General features: G+C 70.6%; 25 protein-coding genes. 2 read left to right on the top strand and 23 right to left on the bottom strand.

Going from position 1 to position 19549, the window contains the following annotated elements; genetic code table 11:
• Nucleotides 1-13 precede the first annotated feature (13 nt).
• The 20 genes from IEZ01_RS09495 to IEZ01_RS09405 all read right to left on the bottom strand — a co-directional run bounded on the left by IEZ01_RS09495 (nucleotide 14) and on the right by IEZ01_RS09405 (nucleotide 15070).
• On the bottom strand, nucleotides 14-1009 hold the full coding sequence (locus IEZ01_RS09495; RefSeq protein ID WP_189201014.1) for a hypothetical protein: 996 nt from the start codon (nucleotides 1007-1009) through the stop codon (nucleotides 14-16).
• Between the two features lie 504 nt (nucleotides 1010-1513).
• On the bottom strand, nucleotides 1514-1771 hold the full coding sequence (locus tag IEZ01_RS09490) for an esterase (RefSeq protein ID WP_229832819.1): 258 nt from the start codon (nucleotides 1769-1771) through the stop codon (nucleotides 1514-1516).
• A 161-nt stretch (nucleotides 1772-1932) separates the two neighbouring features.
• Nucleotides 1933-2157, bottom strand: coding sequence for a hypothetical protein (locus IEZ01_RS09485; RefSeq protein WP_189201010.1), 225 nt, complete (start codon nucleotides 2155-2157; stop codon nucleotides 1933-1935).
• A 36-nt stretch (nucleotides 2158-2193) separates the two neighbouring features.
• On the bottom strand, nucleotides 2194-2568 hold the full coding sequence (locus IEZ01_RS09480) for an SPDY domain-containing protein (protein WP_229832817.1): 375 nt from the start codon (nucleotides 2566-2568) through the stop codon (nucleotides 2194-2196).
• A 545-nt stretch (nucleotides 2569-3113) separates the two neighbouring features.
• Nucleotides 3114-3989: an SPDY domain-containing protein gene (locus tag IEZ01_RS09475; protein ID WP_189201006.1), complete on the bottom strand. Its 876-nt coding sequence runs from the start codon at nucleotides 3987-3989 to the stop codon at nucleotides 3114-3116.
• A 30-nt stretch (nucleotides 3990-4019) separates the two neighbouring features.
• Entirely contained in the window at nucleotides 4020-4880 is an 861-nt protein-coding gene (locus tag IEZ01_RS09470; RefSeq protein WP_189201005.1) for an SPDY domain-containing protein, read from the bottom strand.
• Between the two features lie 41 nt (nucleotides 4881-4921).
• Nucleotides 4922-5395, bottom strand: a complete 474-nt coding sequence (locus tag IEZ01_RS09465) for a type II toxin-antitoxin system RelE family toxin (protein WP_189201002.1) — start codon at nucleotides 5393-5395, stop codon at nucleotides 4922-4924.
• Nucleotides 5392-6201 (bottom strand): hypothetical protein, encoded by an 810-nt coding sequence (locus tag IEZ01_RS09460; protein ID WP_189201000.1) that lies wholly within the window; start codon nucleotides 6199-6201, stop codon nucleotides 5392-5394. The genes IEZ01_RS09465 and IEZ01_RS09460 overlap by 4 nt, the downstream gene beginning before the upstream one ends.
• A gap of 1 nt (nucleotide 6202) precedes the next feature.
• The gene (locus IEZ01_RS09455; RefSeq protein ID WP_189200998.1) at nucleotides 6203-6808 is read right to left on the bottom strand and encodes a DUF4913 domain-containing protein; all 606 of its coding nucleotides are present in this window, start codon (nucleotides 6806-6808) and stop codon (nucleotides 6203-6205) included.
• A 94-nt stretch (nucleotides 6809-6902) separates the two neighbouring features.
• Nucleotides 6903-7823 (bottom strand): DNA cytosine methyltransferase, encoded by a 921-nt coding sequence (locus tag IEZ01_RS35625; RefSeq protein ID WP_267907256.1) that lies wholly within the window; start codon nucleotides 7821-7823, stop codon nucleotides 6903-6905.
• Nucleotides 7816-8106, bottom strand: a complete 291-nt coding sequence (locus IEZ01_RS35620; RefSeq protein ID WP_267907255.1) for a DNA cytosine methyltransferase — start codon at nucleotides 8104-8106, stop codon at nucleotides 7816-7818. The genes IEZ01_RS35625 and IEZ01_RS35620 overlap by 8 nt, the downstream gene beginning before the upstream one ends.
• Nucleotides 8096-8698 (bottom strand): hypothetical protein, encoded by a 603-nt coding sequence (locus tag IEZ01_RS09445; RefSeq protein ID WP_189200996.1) that lies wholly within the window; start codon nucleotides 8696-8698, stop codon nucleotides 8096-8098. The genes IEZ01_RS35620 and IEZ01_RS09445 overlap by 11 nt, the downstream gene beginning before the upstream one ends.
• Nucleotides 8695-9873 (bottom strand): DnaB-like helicase N-terminal domain-containing protein, encoded by a 1179-nt coding sequence (locus IEZ01_RS09440; protein WP_189200994.1) that lies wholly within the window; start codon nucleotides 9871-9873, stop codon nucleotides 8695-8697. The genes IEZ01_RS09445 and IEZ01_RS09440 overlap by 4 nt, the downstream gene beginning before the upstream one ends.
• Nucleotides 9870-10106, bottom strand: coding sequence for a hypothetical protein (locus tag IEZ01_RS09435; RefSeq protein WP_189200992.1), 237 nt, complete (start codon nucleotides 10104-10106; stop codon nucleotides 9870-9872). Before IEZ01_RS09435 ends, IEZ01_RS09440 begins: the two co-directional genes overlap by 4 nt.
• Before the next feature lie 100 nt (nucleotides 10107-10206).
• Nucleotides 10207-12006 carry a type IV secretory system conjugative DNA transfer family protein gene (locus IEZ01_RS09430; RefSeq protein ID WP_189200990.1) on the bottom strand — a complete coding sequence of 600 codons (1800 nt, stop codon included), beginning with the start codon at nucleotides 12004-12006 and terminating at the stop codon, nucleotides 10207-10209.
• A gap of 77 nt (nucleotides 12007-12083) precedes the next feature.
• Nucleotides 12084-12521, bottom strand: a complete 438-nt coding sequence (locus IEZ01_RS09425) for a hypothetical protein (protein WP_189200988.1) — start codon at nucleotides 12519-12521, stop codon at nucleotides 12084-12086.
• 29 nt (nucleotides 12522-12550) lie between these two features.
• Entirely contained in the window at nucleotides 12551-13258 is a 708-nt protein-coding gene (locus IEZ01_RS09420; protein ID WP_189200986.1) for a hypothetical protein, read from the bottom strand.
• 15 nt (nucleotides 13259-13273) lie between these two features.
• The gene (locus tag IEZ01_RS09415; protein WP_189200984.1) at nucleotides 13274-13771 is read right to left on the bottom strand and encodes a hypothetical protein; all 498 of its coding nucleotides are present in this window, start codon (nucleotides 13769-13771) and stop codon (nucleotides 13274-13276) included.
• Nucleotides 13772-13805: 34 nt separating this feature from the next.
• Entirely contained in the window at nucleotides 13806-14579 is a 774-nt protein-coding gene (locus IEZ01_RS09410) for a hypothetical protein (RefSeq protein ID WP_189200982.1), read from the bottom strand.
• Between the two features lie 26 nt (nucleotides 14580-14605).
• Nucleotides 14606-15070, bottom strand: a complete 465-nt coding sequence (locus IEZ01_RS09405) for a hypothetical protein (RefSeq protein ID WP_189200980.1) — start codon at nucleotides 15068-15070, stop codon at nucleotides 14606-14608.
• 367 nt (nucleotides 15071-15437) lie between these two features.
• Between IEZ01_RS09405 and IEZ01_RS09400 the strand changes: the two genes are divergently transcribed.
• Complete coding sequence (locus IEZ01_RS09400) at nucleotides 15438-15584, top strand: hypothetical protein (RefSeq protein ID WP_189200978.1); 147 nt, start codon at nucleotides 15438-15440, stop codon at nucleotides 15582-15584.
• Nucleotides 15585-15921: 337 nt separating this feature from the next.
• Nucleotides 15922-16167, top strand: a complete 246-nt coding sequence (locus IEZ01_RS09395; protein WP_189200976.1) for a hypothetical protein — start codon at nucleotides 15922-15924, stop codon at nucleotides 16165-16167.
• Between the two features lie 220 nt (nucleotides 16168-16387).
• Here the strand turns inward: IEZ01_RS09395 and IEZ01_RS09390 are convergent, their stop codons facing one another.
• From IEZ01_RS09390 to IEZ01_RS09380, 3 genes are all read right to left on the bottom strand, one after another.
• Nucleotides 16388-17755, bottom strand: a complete 1368-nt coding sequence (locus tag IEZ01_RS09390; RefSeq protein WP_189200974.1) for a hypothetical protein — start codon at nucleotides 17753-17755, stop codon at nucleotides 16388-16390.
• The gene (locus tag IEZ01_RS09385) at nucleotides 17748-17939 is read right to left on the bottom strand and encodes a hypothetical protein (RefSeq protein ID WP_189200972.1); all 192 of its coding nucleotides are present in this window, start codon (nucleotides 17937-17939) and stop codon (nucleotides 17748-17750) included. Before IEZ01_RS09385 ends, IEZ01_RS09390 begins: the two co-directional genes overlap by 8 nt.
• Nucleotides 17940-18042: 103 nt before the next feature.
• The gene (locus IEZ01_RS09380) at nucleotides 18043-19548 is read right to left on the bottom strand and encodes a putative type IV secretion/conjugal transfer ATPase (RefSeq protein WP_189200970.1); all 1506 of its coding nucleotides are present in this window, start codon (nucleotides 19546-19548) and stop codon (nucleotides 18043-18045) included.
• Nucleotide 19549: the final 1 nt, after the last annotated feature.

The following is a 19549-nucleotide window of genomic DNA, read 5'->3' as shown; positions in this document are numbered from 1 at the left end:
TACGGCACAGTTGTCAGTCGGCGCCGACGAGGCAGTTGCGGTCACCGCCGCTCGTGTAGATGCTGGCGAGCTCTCGCGGGTCGCTGGGGCAGTCATGGAAGTGTCGGTAGAGGAATTCACCCGAGATCCTCCATCGATCACCGAAGCGCTCCATGTAGATGTAGTCCAGGTCCTCTGGCGTGTCTCCCGGTTCGCGCAGGGTCAACTCGGCAATTCCGCTCTTCACCACGACCTTGGATAGCTGCACGGTGCCGTTTCCGAGTACCTGCAGCGAGCCGGAATCTGCGCTGTTGAATGCCTCCTTGAAGTATTCATCGCATTCACCCATCTTCTGTTCCAGTTTGGTTCGGGCGTCAGGGGTGTGCAGGGTGCACGCCGTGGTCGCATCTCTGCCGGAGATCGCCTTGGCATACGCCGTCCATGTCTCGCGCACACCGTCCTCGCCAGGTGCAGCCCCCACGGAGGCGACGCCCTGAGTCGCACCTGGGGAGCCGAGCCCCGGGAGAAGGGAGTCGCTGTCCTCCCCCGATGTCACGTAGATCACGCCGCCGGCCACCACACCGCCCAGCAGTAGAAGCAACCAGGTGGAGCCGCCGATCCCGAATCGGTTTGACCGCTTCGAGCTGTCGATGTTGCCTCCGGCGACCTGGGCGCCCTTCCCGGAGACGCCGCCGCCGTTGATGTTGACTTGGTGGTGAGGTGACCCGGAGGTTGCGGTGCCCTGGTTTGCGGCCTTGTGGTAAAGGCCGACCGCGTCGTTGAGGGCCTGAGCGTACGAGCGGTCGCTCTGTGCAGCGGCGGCGATCTCGCCAGCGGCGGCCATCCGTCGCCCCGGGTCCTGTGGTGCCTCTTCCAGGCGCGCCAGCGCGGTTACTCCTTCTTCGGTCGACTGTAGGCGTTGCCTGACCAGATCGGTCACAGCGCTGGCTGCCATGTTCTGGGCGACCCCGGCCAGGAAGTCCCCAGCGATGCCGATCGCTACCCCCGCCAGGATTCCGAGCTCGATCATCTGCACTCCTTGCGTTTTCGGTGTCACTACCTCTACCTAAAGAGCCTTTAGAAAGTAGCGCATCTTTAAGATCGCGCTCTAGCGAGGCAGGCGTTTTGGCATATGCGCAATCGGGCCATGGCGATAACCGGCGCGGTCGTTACCGGTGGCAGTGACTCCGCTTTGAGGCGGCCGTCGAGCCTCCGCCCCGCGCGCCTCCATGAGGACCCTTGCGGTCGAATGCCCGCTCATGGGCGTAAGCGTGGCCGCAGTCATGGGGGCGATGGTCGGCGCTCCAGGCGGCCTGGGTGGTGGGTCGCTCATCGTGCTGGGCCAAGGGTGCGACGCGGGCGGTGACGGCGAAACGAGAGCCGGACCAAGTCCCCCGGATGGGATCAAGGGAAGCCTCTGGGCACGGAGCCGTCCTGATGCGCGGTGGCCGTGCCTTGGGGCTCGTGGAACGAAACGCGCCGAGGGGCTGCCCTGGTCGGGACAGCCCCTCGGCGTTCGAGATGCATCGTGGAGTCAGGCGTCAGCAAGGTGGTTGGCGAGGTGCAGCGCGTCGATGGCCACGGACAGCGCTGCGTGCAGACCGATTGCCTCCAGCAGCGTGGGGTGGACGACCGGGGTCCAGTCCCCGTGAAGGTTCGGCCACGTGGCGAGGGTGACATTCGCTGAGGTCAGGCCGAGGTAGGCGGTGACGTCCATCCCGCCGGAAGGGGCGAGTTCCCAGAACAGCAGAACGGAGCCCGGACGAAGAGGAGCGCGGTCCTGCGCGGACACCCAGGTCGTGCGAACCGGCTCGGTGGCGCATCGGGGAACGGAGCGGACGAGAGCACCACGTACGCCTGGAGGCATAGGGCGTCGGGCGACATTGCCGAGGAGCAAGGGCGGGCGCGGAGGGTTCTTCGCGCCCGCCGCGAACTGCGAGCGTGACCAGCGGTTCACACGTCGGCCCAGTCGAGCTGAGTGCGGACTTCAGTTGGCAGCACGCCCTCTTGGCCGTTCTCGGCAAGGTAGACGGCGCCGTCCGGGCCGCTGGTCTCGATGACGTGACCGATGCGGTGGGTCTGGGGCCAGTCCGGGTTGATGGCCAAGTACGCGGGGAGATCCGGGTCGACTGCCTGGAGCTGGTGGATCAGTTGGCGAACGGTGATCTCGCGAGGCAAGAGAGACTCCTGAGTTGGTGAAGGGGGCGGCGTAGGTCAGACGCAGGCGCAGTGGCGGTTGGGGAAGGCGATGAGTGCCGCGAGGAACCCGGCGACGGCCTGGGCCGGGACGCTCGACCCGAAGGTCTGGCTCCATGCCACCCGTCCGTCGGCTTCTTTGACCTGGATGTGCCACAACTCGCCGCGCTCCGCCTCCTTGGTTTCGGGGAGGAACCCGACGTACACACGCTGGTCGGGGCTGGAGCAGTGGACATTGGCAGCGAGGTCGGGGATGACGTCCCACCCCCGGCCTTTGAGGAGGTCGACGACCGGGCCCGCACAGTGGCAGTCGAGCAGCCACTCGCGGTCGCCGGGCGCCGAGTCACGAAGTGCGGCGGGGACATGGGACGGGGCGGTGGCGGTAAGCGTCACGAGCAGCAAACCCTTCGTTGACCTGTGGTTTTTCGAAGCGGTCGTACGTTGACATGGTCGAGGAGTAGGTCTCCAGTCCTTCCCAGAGGTGGGCGTCTGCCGTGGGCGAACTGGCCACGGCAGCGCCCGCATATGACCACTCGGAGGAATGGATCGGTCGCCCCGGGAGCTGTTTCCGGGGCGACCGATGGAAGGCGGGAAGAGCGGCGTGCTGGACCACGAGATGGGTACGTACGGCGAGACCGTGGATGACGTGGTAGCGGCGTCCTTGGGTCGATCCCGCATGGCGGACGGCAGACGGATCGATCTGAGCGTCGAGGAGCTGGCGGAGGCGGTGGGCGCTGGCGGGGGCGAATTCACCCTGGAGCGTCGTGGGGCCGACGTGAGCTGCCGGGCTGGTGGTGCCGGGAGCCACCGCCCGGCCGGCGTCTTGGATACCCGTAGGGACGAACCCGACCGCCTCGGTTGAGCGGGTGCGAGCAGCCTCTACTTGCGTCGTGGTCGACCGTGCCAGAGCGTGAGAGGCCGTCGGTGCGGCCTGCCGTTCACGAGCGTGCCGCAGCGGCCCGCCGTCGATGGGCGAGGCGGGTCGGTGGGACAGCACTGGGGCTGCCCGTCGTTGCGGACGCCGCTGGTGCTCGGCGGACGTGGTGACCCACGTGGGAGCGCGCGCGTGCGGCTGCGGCGCGCCGGATGTCCAGCGGAGTCGGCACCGGGGGAGCCGCCGGGCGTATCCGGGCGGCACTGCGGTTTCGCTTGGGGACCTCGGTCTCGTAGCGGAGTACGGGGGCGGGGTCGGCCAGTCGGGCGGTGGTCGCCGCGATGAGGTCGACGGGGACCGCGGTGGTGAACGTGGCGTACCAGCGTGAGCTGTAGCCGTCGTGGCCACCCCAGAGCAGCCAGCGGTCCTGGTCGCCGCGGAGTTCGGCGTGGGGATTCAGGGCGCTGCCCTTGTGGGTGAGGCCGGCGAGTTCGTCGGGCGTGGTGAAGAGGGTGGTGAGCTGCCGGTTTCCTCGCCTCCATCCGGCGTCCTCCAGGGGGCGAAAGCCGTCCTCGGCCTGGCGGCGAGGGCCAGTCAGGACGGCGTCCGGGTTCTCGGAGTAGTTGGTGGCGAGGGTGGAGGTGAAGGCGGTCACCAGCTCCGTCGGCGTGTTGGAGTCGAAGGTGGCGAGCCAGTCGGGCGGTCCGAAGGGATCGCTGTGGGCGGCGATCTTCCACAAGGTGTTGTCCGTGCCCTCCGGCAGGAATCCGAGCCGGACGTGCTGGTCGGGGGAGGAGACGTAGACGTTCGCCAGCTCGTCGCTCTGCGCCATGAAGCCGTGGTCGAGGAGTGGTTGCATCGCCGGGTCGCCGATGGTGGTGGAGCCGGCGAGGTACAGCGGGGTCACGTAGACGTCGCCGTCGAGCGTGTGTGAGGGCATGCGGGATCTCCGGGTGTGAGCGGCGGGCCGTCAGCGCTGACGGCGTGAACGACCGTGCGCGGCAGGTGATGCGGGCGAGGTTGCGGCCTCCGCCCCGGGCGCGGGTGTGTGGACGGCGTACGGCCGACGGGCCAGGGCCGCCTGGGCCCGGGGAACGGCGGCCATCGGCTCGGCGAGGCGCACGTTCACCAGGTCGCGGTGGCGTTCGGGGATGTCGCCGGCGAAGCGCGGCACAGCGTCCAGGCTGGTGAGAGCGGTGGCGGCAGCGGCGCGCAGGTGCTGTGGGGTACTACTGCTGAAGAAGGCCCTCCAGGTCGGCACGTGGACGGGATCGACGCCGCCGGACAGTCGCCACATGGACTTCTCTGGGGTCAGCAGCTCGGTGTACTCGTCGAGCCACCCGCTGCGCGTGCGCAGGGCCGCGCGGCTGTCGGGCGAGACGATCCAGTACGGCCGACTTCCATGAACCGGCTCCCAGTTGCTCCGGCGCAGTACGTCCTCCTGGCCGAGGCCGGTGTAGAGCTCGCCGTCGCTGAAGTAGTCCCGGAAGTGGTTGGGCAGGCTGTCGACGAGCGTCTTGGTGAAGGCGACGACGATCTCGCGGGGCGTGTTGCGGTCGAAGGTAGTGATCCAGTCCGGAACGCCGAGCGGGTCCTCGGAGTAGGTAATCGTCCAACCGCCATAGGCGCTCTCCACGGGGTTGGCGATACGGACTCGCTGACACGGGCTGGCGTAGTACGTGTCCGTCTCGAAGGCGACGGTCTTCGTCCAGCCGGCGGCGTTGTCGAGGACGCTGAAGACTGCCTCCTCCGTCCCGGGACCCGCGAGGTGGACCGGCGCGACGAGGACCTCGGTATCTTGGGCGAGACCGCCGAGGTCGAGAGGTGACATGGGGAGGTACCTCCGATCGGTGGCGGATGAGGGGCTGGGCGTCATGACCGGCGGCGAGCTCGCGGCTGAGCCGTGGAAGCGGCGGGGGCCGGCGAACCGGCGTGTGCCGGACCTGCGCTCCCGTGCGGGGAACGGGACCGTGCCGCTTGGGCGCGGCGGCCATGGAGCGGCGCGGTCCCGGCGGATGCCTCACGTTCGCGGTCCAGGCGGCGAGCCGCGGTGCGGTACGCGGCCTGGTCCTGGCGCTCGCCTACCGCGAGGAGGTAGATCTCCCGGCGGTGCTGCGAGGTCGCCGGGGCGTCGCGGTACTGGACGACCATGCGCCAGCGGGTCTCCGGATCGACGTAGATCTTGTGGCAGCCCGCGAGCTCGCGGGTCAGCGCCGCGCCGCGTTCGTTGCCGTGGACCAGGTGCTGCAGCTCCAGCAGGGCCAGGTCGCGGATGCTCTCAGGAACGGAGCGCAGATCGGCCAGGGCTTCGGGGTGCGCCGCGAATGCGTACCGCGCCCGGCTCACAGCGAACCCCGGTGAGAGCGCGGTACGGAAGGAGACGCGGGGCGAGAAGTCGCGACGGGCGCCGGGGGGACCGCGAGGGCAGCGGTTCCGGCGCGCGAGGAGCGGGTGCGGGCAGCCTGGGCCCTGTGGACGACGGTGCTCTTCGGGGCCATGGCCAGCGGGAGAGGAGTGCTGCGATCCATGACCCAGGCGTCCGCCGCCCCGGCGCTGGTGAAGGCCCCTTCGCGCACCGTGTAGGAGCGGAAGTCCCTGGCTGTCTCTTCCAGGAAGAGACGGTAGGGGGCGTGCGCTGAGTCCGGGTGGCTGTCGTGGACGAGGGTGCGCACCTCGGTGCCGACGTCGAAGGAGCCCGGGCTGTCGGTGTGGTGGGCGATGACCTCGTACCGGACGTCGGGATTGGTCCGGAGCAGGTCCTCCAGCCGCGAGGTGAGCGCATCGGCGGGGCGTGGCCCGTGGTTGCGGCTCGGAGCGGTGGCCTCCGGCGGGCAGCCCCGGCGGATGAGCCAGTTCTGGGCGAGCGGGGCGGTGGGGGCCCGCTCGTACTCGAAGTCGAAGGTCCGCTGCTCCACGTCTCGGGTGAGGTGGAACGCGACGTACTCCGCTGTGCCGGGTACGTCCCAGATGGCCGCCCGGTCGTGGAACAGCAGGTAGCTGTCGCGTCCGTCGTCGCTGTGGTGCTCGGCGAGGGGTACGAACATGTCGTCCGAGAGCGTGACCGAGAAGAAGTCCTCCTCGATCCGCTCGGTGGCTGCTTCGAAGCCGTCGATCCGGTAGTCCGGAGCCTGGGGCTCGTATGTGGCGGTCATGTCAGGCTCCCGCGGGCTCGGGCGAAGCCAGGAGCCGGTGGTTGGGGCGGGTCGGACTGGTGGTACACGCCCCGAATGGACCGTCGGGAACGCGGAGTTGGAGAAGAGTGGGGTCGAGGTGGTCGCGGTGCCATGTCGAGGGGCCGGTGAGGCCGGCCTCGGTGTCGGTGAGCTGTTGCCAGGCCAGCCACAGGGCATGGAGGCGTGCCACGGCCTCGGGGTGCTCCTGCCACTGCCGGCACCACGGCCGGCCGGTGGTGATCTCCCGCCCGTAGACCGGCAGCAGCAGGTCGTGCACCCAACTCGTCAGCGCCGCGAGTTCCTCGACGTATGCCTTGCCGTCGAGGGCCAGGATGAAGATGGACGCCGGGCGCTCCTGCGAGTCGCCCGGCTCGGCCGCCGACGTCGCGGCGACCGAGCCCTCGCCATCACCGCGCTCGGCTCCGTCGCCCTCGTCGTCCGAGGGCGGGGCGTCGTCGGTGAGCAGGGCGAGCGTCTCGCCCTGCTTACGGCTCTCCGCGACCAGCCTCGCGACCGTGGCGACCAAGTCGTCCAGATCGTGGTCCGCCACGCGAATCGGCTCATTTTCCTGAGCGGGTTCGGTCATCGCTACCCCTCCGCAAGATCGGGTGGTTGGGGTGGCGAGGATCCGAAGAAAACCGGGTTTGGCCAGGCCGGGAATCCGGTGTAGAGAGTGCCGTTCACCGCGAGCCGTGATGGCCGCAGACCGCGACGGGAGGAGCGAGGATCTCCAGCGCGCGAGCGGCCTGCTGTGGCACGACTCCGTTGCCCAGAGCGGATAGTTGGGCTGGGCGTCCCAGTCCCGGAGTGGCCGTCACCCAGCCGGGGTCAAGCCCTTGCATCCACTCGACGAACAGCGGGCTGAGGCGCCCCGCCTCATCCGTGGGTCGGGGTGCCGGGCGCGTTGCCCTCTCCCATCGGGCGATGGCGGCGGCGTACGGTCCCCACGCCCTTCGTCCGTCGGCGTCTGAGCCGTGAACATGGGGAGCACTACCGCTGAGAGCGGGGGCCGGAAGCCCGCGCCCGCTCGGCGTCCCGGAGTGCCGGTGTCGCTTGCCCGTGGGGTCGGCAGCAGTCGGGCAGCCGCCGAGGGCAGTGTCAGGTCCCCGTTCCCGTGACGCTGGTTGGGCGATCCCTTGGCTCCGTCCGACGCCTTCGGTGTCGGCAGCAGCCACTCGACCTCGTCCGCCAGATTCGGACCGTGCCCGCCCTGCTTCCTCTTCGTCGGGTGCTGACTCCCTCCGTTCGTCGCCAGGTTGGTCGTCGGCGTCTTCAGCAACGGCGGTCCGCCAGGAGGGCCAAGCGGCGAGGAAGATGCGCTCACGGCGGTGCGGGGCTCCGACTTCAGAGGCGCGAAGCACGCACCAGCGCGCATCGAACCCGAGGTCGGCCAGGGAGCCGAGTACGGCACCGAGTGCGCGCACAGCAGGCTGGCCTGCGGTGTCTCCCAGACACCACGGGCAGGGTTCCACGTCGCCAGGGGAACCGGCGGGGGAGGTGAGGAGTCCTCGGACATTCTCGATGACCACCAGGCACGGGTTGAGGGCTTCGATGGCACGGACGATGTGCAACCACAGACCGGACCGGGTGCCATCAGCCAGTCCGGCGCGACGGCCGGCGACCGAGACGTCTTTGACAGGGGAACCCGGCCGTCAGGACGCACACCTCCGGGACATCGGCCCAGTTCACGGCCGTGATGTCGCCGAGATTGGGTACGGCCGGCCAGTGTCGGGACAGGATCCGGGCTGGGCCTGGATCGACCTCGGCATGCCAGGCGATCGTTCCGCCGAGGACGGCTTGGACGCCGAGATCCAGACCGCCGTACCCGGAAAACAGGCTCCCGATCGACGGCGGGTGCGCCGCTGCCTGGAGATCAGCGCGCATGGCGGGACACCGGCATGTAGGCGAGACGGGTCGGCTCGGTCGCGGGCAGCTCGGCCGGGACACGGTAGATCGAGTTCGCTGGGCGTGCCGAGCGGCTGAGCGCGGCGAGGACACGAGGCGGGGTGCCGTCGATCCGGTCGGCCGCGTGCCGCAGGGCGACGAAGGCTTCCTGCAGCGAGTCCACGGTGAGGTCCAGCCGGTCCTGCACGACGTCGAACGCGGCCTGGCGGGCGTCGCGGAGGTCTGGCGAGGCTGGGGCTTCCGCGTGCTGGCGCAGGAAGCCGAGCTGCTCGAAGGCTTCAGTGTAGTTGGTCACGGCGCGTCCCGCCGGGGCGGACGCGCTGGTGTACGCGGCGATGACCGGACCGAAGTCGAGGCCCGGGTCGTTGTCGGTGACGCGGAAGAGAACCTCGTCGGACAGGTCCTTCACCAGCCCCGTCAGCGCGGCGAGGTGGTGGGACGCGGTGACGAGGTCAGGCAGGGAGTTCGTTGTGTACGACCCGACAATCTCGTGGCGGGCCTCCTCGAACTCCAGGGCCACTGCGTACAGTTCGTCCTTCTCCAGGCCGGCGCGGCCGGTGTGGTCGGTCATGACGGACTCCGAAGGTTGTGGCGGGAGGGAAGCGCGGCGCAGGAGGCCGCGACCGGCGCCGCGGGGGCCGCCGCATCCGCGAGGCGGCTGCGAGCACGGGCGGCGTCGATACGGGCGGCAGGAGGCGGCGCACCGGGACGGCTTGCCGGCCGCCGCTGCTCGGGTTCGGCTTCGCGCGCGAGGCGCAGTCGGCGGCGTACGTCGTTCAGCGGGCCGAGCGCGTGCAGGGCGTAGCCGATGAGCTGCCCGGGCGCGAGCGCGTCGCGGTTGGCCAGGGCGCCGACCTGCCGGGCCGCGAGGGCGGCCGTGCGGACGAGGGAGGCGTGGACGACCTGCTCGCCGATGTGCTCGGCGGCCCCGCCCACGAGCGGATCGCAGATCCGCATCACACGCTCGGTGTCGAGCGTCCCGTCTGCGAGGGTGCCGCGACGCTGGGTCTCCCACAGCACGGTCAGCTGGTCGATGGGTTCGCCGCGATGGTGCAGGGCCCCCAGCGCGCGGTAGAGCTGCTGATGGCCCGGGTCGGCGAAGTCGCCGGGGCGGAGCCAGCGCACCAGGCCGAGCAGCTGTTCGGGGCGGGCGGCGAGGCAGCCGAGGAGGAACTCCTCGTCGGCGAGGACCTGCTCGCCCACCGGCTGAGGGCGTTCGGCCTGGGGTGCGTACGGGGCGGGCGGCTGCACGGGACGTGCCTCCGTGCCCCAGCCGCGCGCCAGGTCGGCGAGTACGTCAGTCAGGACCTGGGCGTGGTGCAGCGTCTCCTCCACCGTGCCGGCCCCGGCGTCGGCGAGCGCGGCCTGGTGGAGGCGGGCGGCGTGCTGGGCCACGCTGCGGTGGATGGCCCCCTCCAGGACCATCCGCCCGTACACCGGGGCGTGGTCGGGGCGCGGGCACGCCGACGCGAGGGAGTGCAGATACGAGGCGGTGAGCCCGCGGGTCCGTGTGCTCGCCTCCCGCAGCGTGTCGGTCACCCAGGCCAGCGGGACGGGGAAGCCGGCCGCTGTGGCTGCCGCCGGGTGACCGTCGGTCTTGAGCTGGAGCATCGCGGCGTAGATCGCCGTGTGCGCGGGGCGGGAGAAGTGTTCCGGGCGCAGCCAGGGCGAGAGCCTGTCGAGTTGGCCGGGCTCTAGGAAGATCGCGCCCAGCACGGCCTGTTCGGCGTGGACGAGCGGGGTCACGGCCGTGCCTTGCGCGAGGGCTTGCCCTGGGCGCGGATCTCGGCGACTGCACGGTCGGCCGCGGCTAGGTCGGCGGCGAAGCGGTCCAGTTCACCGGTGAACGCGGGGTCTGAGGCGAGCAGGGAGCCGGACGGGGACACGAGCCACCAGTCGGCGCCGCGCCGTACGACGGGTGTGCCGGCGAGGCGCTCGGACCGGCGGATCGAAGCCCAGGACGGGGCGGGGTGGGACATGGGAGTACCTCAAGGAGATGGGGGGCGAAGGCCCAGGGACGCGACGGTTGGGGGCGTGCACCGTTGCGTCTCGCCCGCCGGGCACCTGGCAGCACCGGGTTCATGCGGCCGGACCGAAGTCGTCTCGGCGCCGGCTCTTGGCCAGCGCGCGCTCGGTGATCGCCGCGGTCGCCGTGGCGGACGCGGCGCCGAGCCGGTCGGCGTCCGGCTCCCGGTACCAGGGCTTGAGGTCGAGGAGCGCGGGGCGGATGCCGGTGGCCAGCAGCAGGGCGGAACCCTTGCGCAGGGCGCGGATCGCATCCGCCGGCAGCACGCGCTCCTGGCGCATGGAGACCGATGTGGACTTGCCCGACTCGCTGGTGGAGACCGAGACCGTACGGACGTCGTGATCGCCCACCAGGCGGCTGAGTTTGTCCGCGAAGTCGGCGTCGTCGATGCCCGAGCCGACGAGTTTGATCGTCGCGGCTGACCACAGGGCGTCCATCCCTGCCTCGCCCCAGACCCGGACGCCCTGGCGGTAGGACTGCAGGATCGTGATCGGGATGACGCCGCGGGAGCCGAGGTGCGAGTACAGGTCCGGCAGGTCGGCGATCTTGCACACGTTGGCGGCCTCGTCGAGGATCGCGAGCAGCGGGGCGTCGAGCCGCCCGCCGTCGCGCTCGGCCTGGATGACGGCCGCGCGCATCACCGCGTCGGCGGCGGCGGCGATGATCGCCGAGGCGGAGCCGCCGCCGTCCTTCGACAGCAGGAACAGGGTGTCCTTGCCGGTGGCGAACGCCTCCGGCTTGAACTCGCGGATCTTGCCGAGGCCGCTGGGCGGCGTGACCCAGGCGGCGATGGCCGGGTCGAGCAGGCAGCTCGCGTACTGCCGAGCGGTCTCGAAGATGCCGTCGCGGGTCTCGACGGCGCCGGCCACGGTGCCCTGGAGCTGGGCGGCGACCGCGTCGAGGCCGGCGTCCTGGAGCAGGTCGATGGGGGAGCGGTCGGCCGGTGAGGCGAGCCAGGCCAGGACGTCGGTGATCGGGCGCCGGTCGCGGGCGGCGGCGAGGAACAGCGCGGTGAGCGTGTTCGCGGCGGCGGTGGACCAGAAGTCGCCCGCGTTCGACTCGTCCACGGAGGCGGTCACGAAGTGCCCGGCCAGACGGCGGGCTCCGGCGAGATCGTGGGCGTCCGCGAGGATGTCCCACCACATCGTCTGGGGCGCGTGGGCGATCTGCTGCGGATCGAGCGTCCAGACTGTGCCGGCTTCGGCGCGGGCCGCGAGCGTGGCGGTGTAGGCGTCGCGGGCCGCCTTGTTGGAGGTCAGCAGCACCGGTCCGGGCGCGCGCAGGATCGCCGGGATCGCCAGGCCGGAGGTCTTTCCGGACCGGGGTGCCATGATCGCCAGGATCACGTCCTCCCACGAGGAGCGGACCTCGCGCGCGCCGGGCGTGAGCGTGCCGAGCAGGACGCCGCGGTCGTCGGGGACGACGTCCTTGGGCTTGGTGCCCTTGAGGCTTGGACGGAGGTCGATCGCCTTGGCCGCGATCTTCTTGGGCATCAGGTCGGCCAGGTCACGCTGGTCGGCCAGCCCCTTGGGGTTGCGGCGCAGCCGCAGCCACACCTTCGCGCCGAGCAGCGCGGCGGCCACGAGTACGAATGCGGGCAGGACGTAGCAGGCGCCGATGAGGACCGGCTGTGGAAGGTGCGGCCAGACCTCGTGGGGGTGGAGCAGCGCGTCGGTCGGCTCGTACGGGGCCCAGGAACCGGACCTGGTGAGGGTGTTGGCGGCGTTACTGAACAACCAGGCCAGCGTCCCGGCCCCCATGCCGAGGCCGGCGACGGACAGCATCAGGTACAGCAGGAAGTCGGTGCCGGTGGCGGTGGCGGTCGAGGGTGTGCTGGTGCGTGCAGGAGACAAGGCGCGGTCCCGTTACGTCGTGCGAGAGGGGCGATGGGCTGGGGCCGGCGGGTTCTTCTGGTGGTCACGAGGGGCTCCTAGCGGCTGCGGTGGGCGGAGATGGAGGAAGCCGCGGGCGCGGCCGGGGCCGTGGTGTCCGGGCGCGCCGGTGGCGCGCCCGGACCGACGGTCGACGAGGACGACGTGGCCGCGCCGCTGATCCGGTGCCGCCGGACCTCGTCGCGTACGGCGGCGACGGCTTCCTCGGAGACCAGGTCCTCGGCGACGTTCGCGTCGAAGCCCCGGGCGCGCAGGAGGCACGCGGCGCGCGTGGCGCGCCGCGCTTGTTCCTCCTCGGGCAGTCCGTCGGGCAGCTGGTGCCAGACGTAGTGTGGCGGGACGGTCTTCTTCACGAAGCCGCACGTGGCAAGCACCTCGTGGGCGCGCGGGTCACCGCAGTCGGCGATCACCTCGTTGCTGAACGGCTTGCGGTAGATCTCGGCGTCGGTTCCGTACTCTTCGTGCAGGATGGACACGCAACGGCCTCTCTGATGAAGGGGATTGGTCAGCGCGTTCGGTTCGGCCTGGACGCGGGCGGTGGAGCGGCAGCGGACCCCTCGGGTGTGACGGCGGGTGTTCCGGTGCGTTGGGTGGCCGGGGTGGTCGCGTAGTAGTTGGCGACCCGTGCCTGCCAGCTCGGCTTCGCCGGCCGATTGAGTGAGCGCAGCTGGTCGGTGGCGTCGTGCAGTTCTTCGCCGAGGGCGGTGAGCGTCGCGGCGGCTTCCGCGAAGTCGTACGACAGATCCCAACCGGCATCGGTCTCGGATGCCTTGGCCTGCTCGGCGGCAGCCTCGAAGAACTCACTGAGGCGGACGAGCACACCATCGTGGGGGTCCAGGACGTGCTCCGCGAGATCAGCGGCAGTCTCGTACGCCTCGGCGCCGTTGAGTTCGTCGGTCAGCCGCAGGACCTGGTGGCCGAGGACGTGTTTCCCCTGAGGGTCGGAGGGCGTCGTGAGGGGGCCCACGTGCAGATCGGGGCCGAGGTCGACGCGGTAGCCGACGGCGCTGAGCATGCGGGCCGCGTGGCTGGCCATCTGGTTCTCGCGGGCTTCGCCCATGTCCCAGGGCAGGCGGTACCAGAAGGACCGGGGCGTTGTCTCGATGACGTAGCCCGCGCGCTTGAGGAGTGTGGTGGCGAGTTCGTCTCCGCCTTCGGCGGTGACATTGCCGGTCGGATGGCGTGTGATGACGACGTCGGGCGGGGTGGGCATCGTGTGGTGGTCCGTTCAGTAGTGGGGGTTCTCGGTCGGCCGGTCGCTGGTGGAGGCGGCGTCCAGCAGCTCGGGCAGGTCCGCGGGGTCGGCGTCACGCTGGTCGAGCCACCAGCCGGCGCGGGTCAGTAGCCGTACGGCGTCCTCGATGGCCTCCCACTCCGTCTCGCTCGTGGTTCCTTCGACGACGAGCGCGGTGTACGCGGCGGAGACCAGCTGGTGGCGACAGCGGGTGGCCCAGGCGACCGCGCGGTCGGTGCCGTCCAGCGGGGGCATGCGGTACTGCTCGGACCACGCCTCGGCCTCGGCCTGCTCGGTCACCCTCTGCTTCGCGAGCCACTCGGCCGTGGCCTCGGGGTCCTCCGGGCGAGAGGTCCGCCAGCAGTCGGCGCAGTCCCGGCCGGCGAGCCAGCGGGCGTATCCAGCACGGCGGTCGGCCGGACGGTCGGACAGATCGGCCTCGACGGTGTGACCGCAGGCGTGGTCGATGGTCCAGAACTTCTTCACGGCCATGAGCCGGACTCCTTGAACGTCGAGAAAGGGAGGATCAGCGCGTACGACTCGAGGCAGTCGGCGTTGCCTGGATGCGCGGCACCGGCTCGTCCTGCGGCTTCGGTGCGTTGGCCGGGCGGTTGGGGGACGACGCCATGGCGGCGCGCGCTCGCGCGGTGTGCGTGACCCGGAGCCACTCCTGCCGCTCGGGCAGCGGCACCTCAGCCAGGGGTGGGGCGTTCTCGGGGGGCACGTCGGGCATGACAGCCAGTTCGAGCTGGGCGCCGACGAGCCGGTCGCCGAGGAAGGCGACGTGATGGGCGATGTTGCGCAGATGAAGGCCCAGCTCGTGACCATGCGGAGTGTCGAGCCGCTCGCACCAGGCGGCGGCCGTGTCGATGAACTCCTCCAGGTCGAGCACGACGCCGTGGTGTTCGTCGAGGATCTCTCCCAGGACCTCGGAGACGTCCGCCGCGCGACGCAGCTCGTGCAGCTCGCCGGTCAGCGCGGTAACGGACTGGCCGGGCCGTGTCGCCCGCGCCGCGACTCCGTCCGGAGTCGGGACCGGCGGCGGGATCATGATCCTGGGATCGGCTGCGACCGACAGACCAGCGTCCTGGAATTCGCGGGTCGCCCTGGCCACGGTCCGCACCGCCGTGTTGTGGGGAGTGTCGTCCGCCAGCAGGTAGACGTCGAGGTACTCGCTGTAGCGGAAGTGGTGCTTGCGCAGGACCTCGTCGAGGAACGGTCGGGCGTCCGCGACGGCGGCGGCCACCCCGTAGTCGGGGTGCATTCCGAACGCGACTTCCGGTTCGAGTTGCAGAGTCATCGCGCGGGCTCCTTGGTGGGGACGGTCTAGCGGGTGCGGACCGGCTGCGGGGCGGCGGAGGGGGCAGGGCGGTACTCGACGGCGACGCCGGGCTGCCGCGCCGGCGTCGCGGTCGCGCGGGCCGGAGAGATGGCGGTGGCGGCCTGGGACCTGCGCTGCTGGGCCGCAGGCGCCACCGGTGAGGCGGAAGGTTTCTCCAGCCGCTCCAGGAGGCCCCGGCCCGTGCCGAGCCGGGTATGGGGCTGGAGGTCGTACGCGACATCGGCGTTGACCCTGTACTGCGCGGCCCGCAGGGACTGGACCGCCTGCGCCCCGCGCCGTACCGGATCACGCTGCGGATCGGTCAGCCCGTACAGCGTGCTGCCGGGCAGCCGCTCGAAGCCGACGAGCCGCAGGATGTGCTCGGCGACGTGGTTGTCGTGCGACGTCGCCGCCACGACGCCGTACTGGTCGTGATGGCCGACGGTGATGTGCGGACGTGTTTCCGCCACGAAGATGCACCTCGCAGAGGTCGGGGCCGTGCGGAGGACGAGGATGCGGCCGAAAGGCGGATTTGGTGTGGCCGTGGATTCGCGCTAGTTCCGTACTTCGCGGGTGACTGAATCGGCTGGTTCGGGGCCTGTGGGAGTATCTGTTGGGGCCGTGGCCGCATTGGTGGGGCGTGACGAACTTTTCCCGGTCCCCGCGGCCACGGACGGTGCGTCCGCGCATGGAATGTGTCGTCAGCGCCGTGGTGGAAAAGCGACTGGGCGCTCTGCCTGTCGCTGCCGATCGAGCGCCAGGTCCGCCGGGCCCTCGGGAGCCACCAGAAGATGCTCGGGCTCTATCCGGCAACTAGCAGGTCCGGCCCACCGGCCGGTGATCCTCTACCATCTCTCCGGCCTGCGGCTACGCGTCGTCGGCGCCACCAACCCGCCCATCATCGTCATCAGCCGCAGCGTCCAGCTCCATCTCCTCGACCTCCTCGGCCTGGAACCGACGCACCCACGCTGGCCAGAGACCTGAACGAGCTACCCGTGCCGCGCCATGCGCCCTCCTGGGAGCGTTGACGGCATAGGTCACAACTAGCGGGCGCGCACGCCCGTGTAGGTGCGCATCCTTCCCTCAGCGTTGGTGGACGTACGGAGGATGACCAAGTGGACGCCGGAGGCACGTGACCTGTGGCAAGCTCATCTCCCCGGGGGGAGAGGAACGACTGATGACCCATTACCAATGCGGATCGTGCTCGTATCAGAGCGACCATCTCGGTGAGGCTCAACAACACTCGCACCAGACGGGCCACGTTTGCATCGGCAAGGACGGTGCCGGGCCAGCCGGAGGTAAGTCCGGCAAAGCCAGGGGCGTGGTTAAGGCCGGCGCCAGCGTTCTGGCGGCCACCACCATCGGAGTCCTCGCCTGGAAGTACAAGGAGCTCCAGACGAAGCACGAGGGGCTCCTGTCCATGGCTGCCGGACTGGTCGTGCAGTTGGCGGAGTCGACGGCGGAGAACGAGATCCTGAAGTCGGAGAACCAGAGCCTGAAGTCGGAGAACGACTACCTGAAGTCGGCCACCGGTGCCTCGAAGACGCTCAAGAGCTACGACTGCTGAGTGAGGGCGTACTGCGGGTAGTGCCACTGGTGGACGGGTGCCCCGGCGCTAGATCCTTCTCCGCAGGTCACCCATTCGGGAAGATCAACTGATCGCAGCGGGCCAGCCACCGATCAGCGCAGCGGTCCGAGTTGCAGAACCCGCCGAAGCACGATCACCTGAGGACCGTGATCAAGCTCGGGGGCTGTGCAAATGAGTGACCCGCGAAGTACGGAGCTAGTCAGCGTGAGCGCGGCGGCCTGCTGGAGTTGAAGAAGCGGATGGCCGGCGGACCGGCGTTCTTCTCGATCGCCGCGGTGATCTGGCGGGCGGCGTGTGGCGACCAGGAAAGGGCAGCCTCGGCGCGTGGCGACCGGACCTGCTGCGCACGGAGCGGTCGGGTCGGTGGCGCGGGCGGCGCCTTGTCGGCGCGCGCGATGTCGACGAGGACGCCGGCGTTGTCCATCCAGGTCAGGGAGTAGTGCCAGCCCTCGGCGTTGCGCACGGCCACGGCGTCCGCGAACACCGCCTTCGAGCGAGGATGGTCGGGCAGGAGCGCCTCGGCGACCACCTGGAACTCGGCCTGCACCCGGGCGCCGCCGTCCAGTGCCTCGCGCAAGGCACGGAGCCGGTACGCCCAGCGCCCGGCCGCACGCTCCGCGGGATCAAGGAGAGGAAGCTCTTCCTCGGCGTGCGCGACCAGGGTGGGACCGTGCTCGAGGAAGGGAGCGAACTGCGCCCACATTTCCGCGTCCCGTACCTGTTGGCGCAGGCCGTACCGCTCGTCGAGCGGCCAGTGATCGGCATCGCACAGGCTGTCCGAGACCGCGTCCCATTCGGCCAGAACGCGCTGGCCGGCAGCCACCGACTTGGCGACTTGGCTGAGCCGGGTCTCGCGGACGGCCTCGTGGTACCGGGGCAGCAGGCGGGTTGTCACTCGGGAGGCGGCTCGCATCGGGTCGTTGCTCACGACGATGCCGTTGGGTGTCTTGGTGGTCGTGTCGAACACGCTGCCTCGTGGCTCGAACGCGGCGATGAGGAATTCGTGCTTGCGCAGGGGGCGGTCGGTGACCAGGAGCTCGATCCCTGAGTCACCGGTGAGCACGGCGCTTCGATGTGGGGTGAACTCGGAGAGGGCCCAGCTCACGTGGCCGCAATCCCAGACCCGTTCGCTGAGCGGGAGCTGGCCTCCCTCTGCCGCGTGTTCGTGGACGGTGGCAGTCCAGGAGCCGGGGAGCCGACCCGACAGCTCCTCGGCGAACCGGGTGAGATCGGCCGCCCGCGAGCCCGGCTGGCGCGGTGACGGGGGCGGCGGGTGCGCGGGCTCTGAACCACGTGGCGGCGCAGGGCTGGTGTGCATGGGGCCGTCGAGCGAGGCGTCGTCGATGGCGACGTAGTGGCTGGCCACGGTGCTGTAGAGCTGCTGAAGCGTCGCCCGGACCTCGTCCGGACGGCTGTCGCCGAGGGCATAGGCGAAGTCGGGATGCCCGGTGGAGAATCCGGCATCGAGCAGCAGCCGGTTCGCGGAGCCGAAGTCGTCGTGGAGGGTGGCGGCGGTGAGGCCGAGCTGAGGGTGCTTGCCCAGCGTGATCCATGCCAGCTCAGCCATGGTGGGTCTCGCCCTCGTCGTGCGCGTCAGGGCGCCGGTCGGTCTCTGGCCGTGTCGCGTCCACGGGATCGCACGGGCTGGGGGTTACGGAGGCATGGCCGTGTGCGGTGTGGGCGCGAGCGGCGTCGGCGTAGAGCTGGACGAGGCGGCGCAGGCCGCGACGGATGGTGCGCTTCAGGTGCATGGCGGGGCGACTTCCTGTGCGGAGGGCGTGATGTGACGACTGGCGAGGGGGAGCCGGGGAGGCGTGGGCCGGCTCCCCCGGGGCGTGTACGGGAGCGGACGGCTCAGGTGTGCATCCGGGCATCCGTGTCGAACAGCTCGCGCTCGTGCGGGTGGAGCAGATGTTGAGTAATGAACGACCGGCCTGCGACTTTCCACAGGCCGCGCCCCTTGGTGAGGGCGGAGACGGCCTGGGTCTCGACGCCGGTGAGACCCAACAGGGCGGCGGCGGAGCCGAGTTGGTCGGCTTCCTGGCGGTAGATGATGCGGGTGGAGCAGTCGGTGAGCAGGCCCTCGGCGAGGGCGCGGCCCCGGGATCCGGCGTCGCCCGCGGTGAGCAGGTCGCTGAGGCGGTGGATGACCATCATGTTGGCGATGCCGAGGCCCCGGCTGAGCTTCCACTGGCTCTGCATGCGTTCGAGCAGGGCGACGTGCCGCATCACGCGCCATGCCTCGTCGTAGATCACCCAGCGCCGTCCACCGGTGGGGTCGGCGAGCGCGGACTCCATCCACGCGGAGGCGCAGGTCATCGCCAGGACGAGCGCGGTGTCGTCGCCGGTGCCGCCGAGCCGGGAAAGGTCGATGGAGAGCATCGGCGCGGCCGGGTCGAACGCGACGGTGCTTGGCGCGTCGAACATGCCGGCCAGGTCGCCGTGGACGAGGCGCCGCAGCGCGTGGGCCAGGTCCTCGGCCGCGCGTCCGAGGCGTCCGGACAGGTCACCGAGTGCGGTGTTGAGCCGCTCGGGTGCGCCGAGTACGTACGCGATGTCTCCGAGCAGCGGGGTGGTGCCGGTTGCTTCGGCGTGGGCGACCGCCTGGTCGAGTGCCACGTCCAGGGCGGTGTGCTCCATCGGGTGCAGGTCGCGCCGCAGAACGGTCTTCGCGAGGGAGCCGAGGAGAAGCAGGCGTCGCTTGCGGACCTCGCCGGCCCAGTCGTCCTGGCTGACGCCGTACGGCCGGGCGGGGGCGTCCAGTGGATTCAGCCGGCCGGGAAGGCCCGGGCCGAGTGCGATGGTCTGCCCGCCCAGCGCCTGGGCGACCACGGTCCATTCGCCCTTGGGGTCGCAGGGCACGTAGATGTGGTAGCCGAAGGCCACGGCTCGTACGGCGAGGGACTTGGCCAGGGCGGACTTGCCCATGCCGATGACCCCGGCGAGCAGAATGTTCGGATTCGTGAAGCCGTCGAGCCGTCCGTAGAGCGCGAACGGGTCGTAGGTGAAGGCGGCCTCCGCGTGCACGTCACGGCCCACGTAGATGCCCTGGGCGCCGAGGCCGCCCTCGGCGAGGAAGGGGTAGGCACCGGAGGCGGTGGCTGTGGTCATCCGGTGGGCGGGGAGCTTGAGCAGGCCGCCGCGGGCGGAGGTGGGACCGGAGCGGCCAGCGGCCGGGTAGGTGGCGCGCAGTTCGGGATCGATGCCGGTCGTGGTATGGCGGACTTCGGGCCGGGCGGCGTGGCGGGCCTTGTCGCGGGCGGCGGCGAACTGGTCGCGTGCTGCGCGGGCCGTGCGGCGGTCGGTCTTGCGAGGGACGAACAGTGGGCTGGCGCTGGCGCGGGTGGTTCGGGTGGGCATG

The sequence above is a fragment of the Streptomyces purpureus genome, assembly GCF_014648195.1.
GTDB classification, from domain to species: Bacteria; Actinomycetota; Actinomycetes; order Streptomycetales; family Streptomycetaceae; genus Streptomyces; species Streptomyces purpureus.
This window is presented reverse-complemented; position numbering and strand designations above follow the sequence as displayed.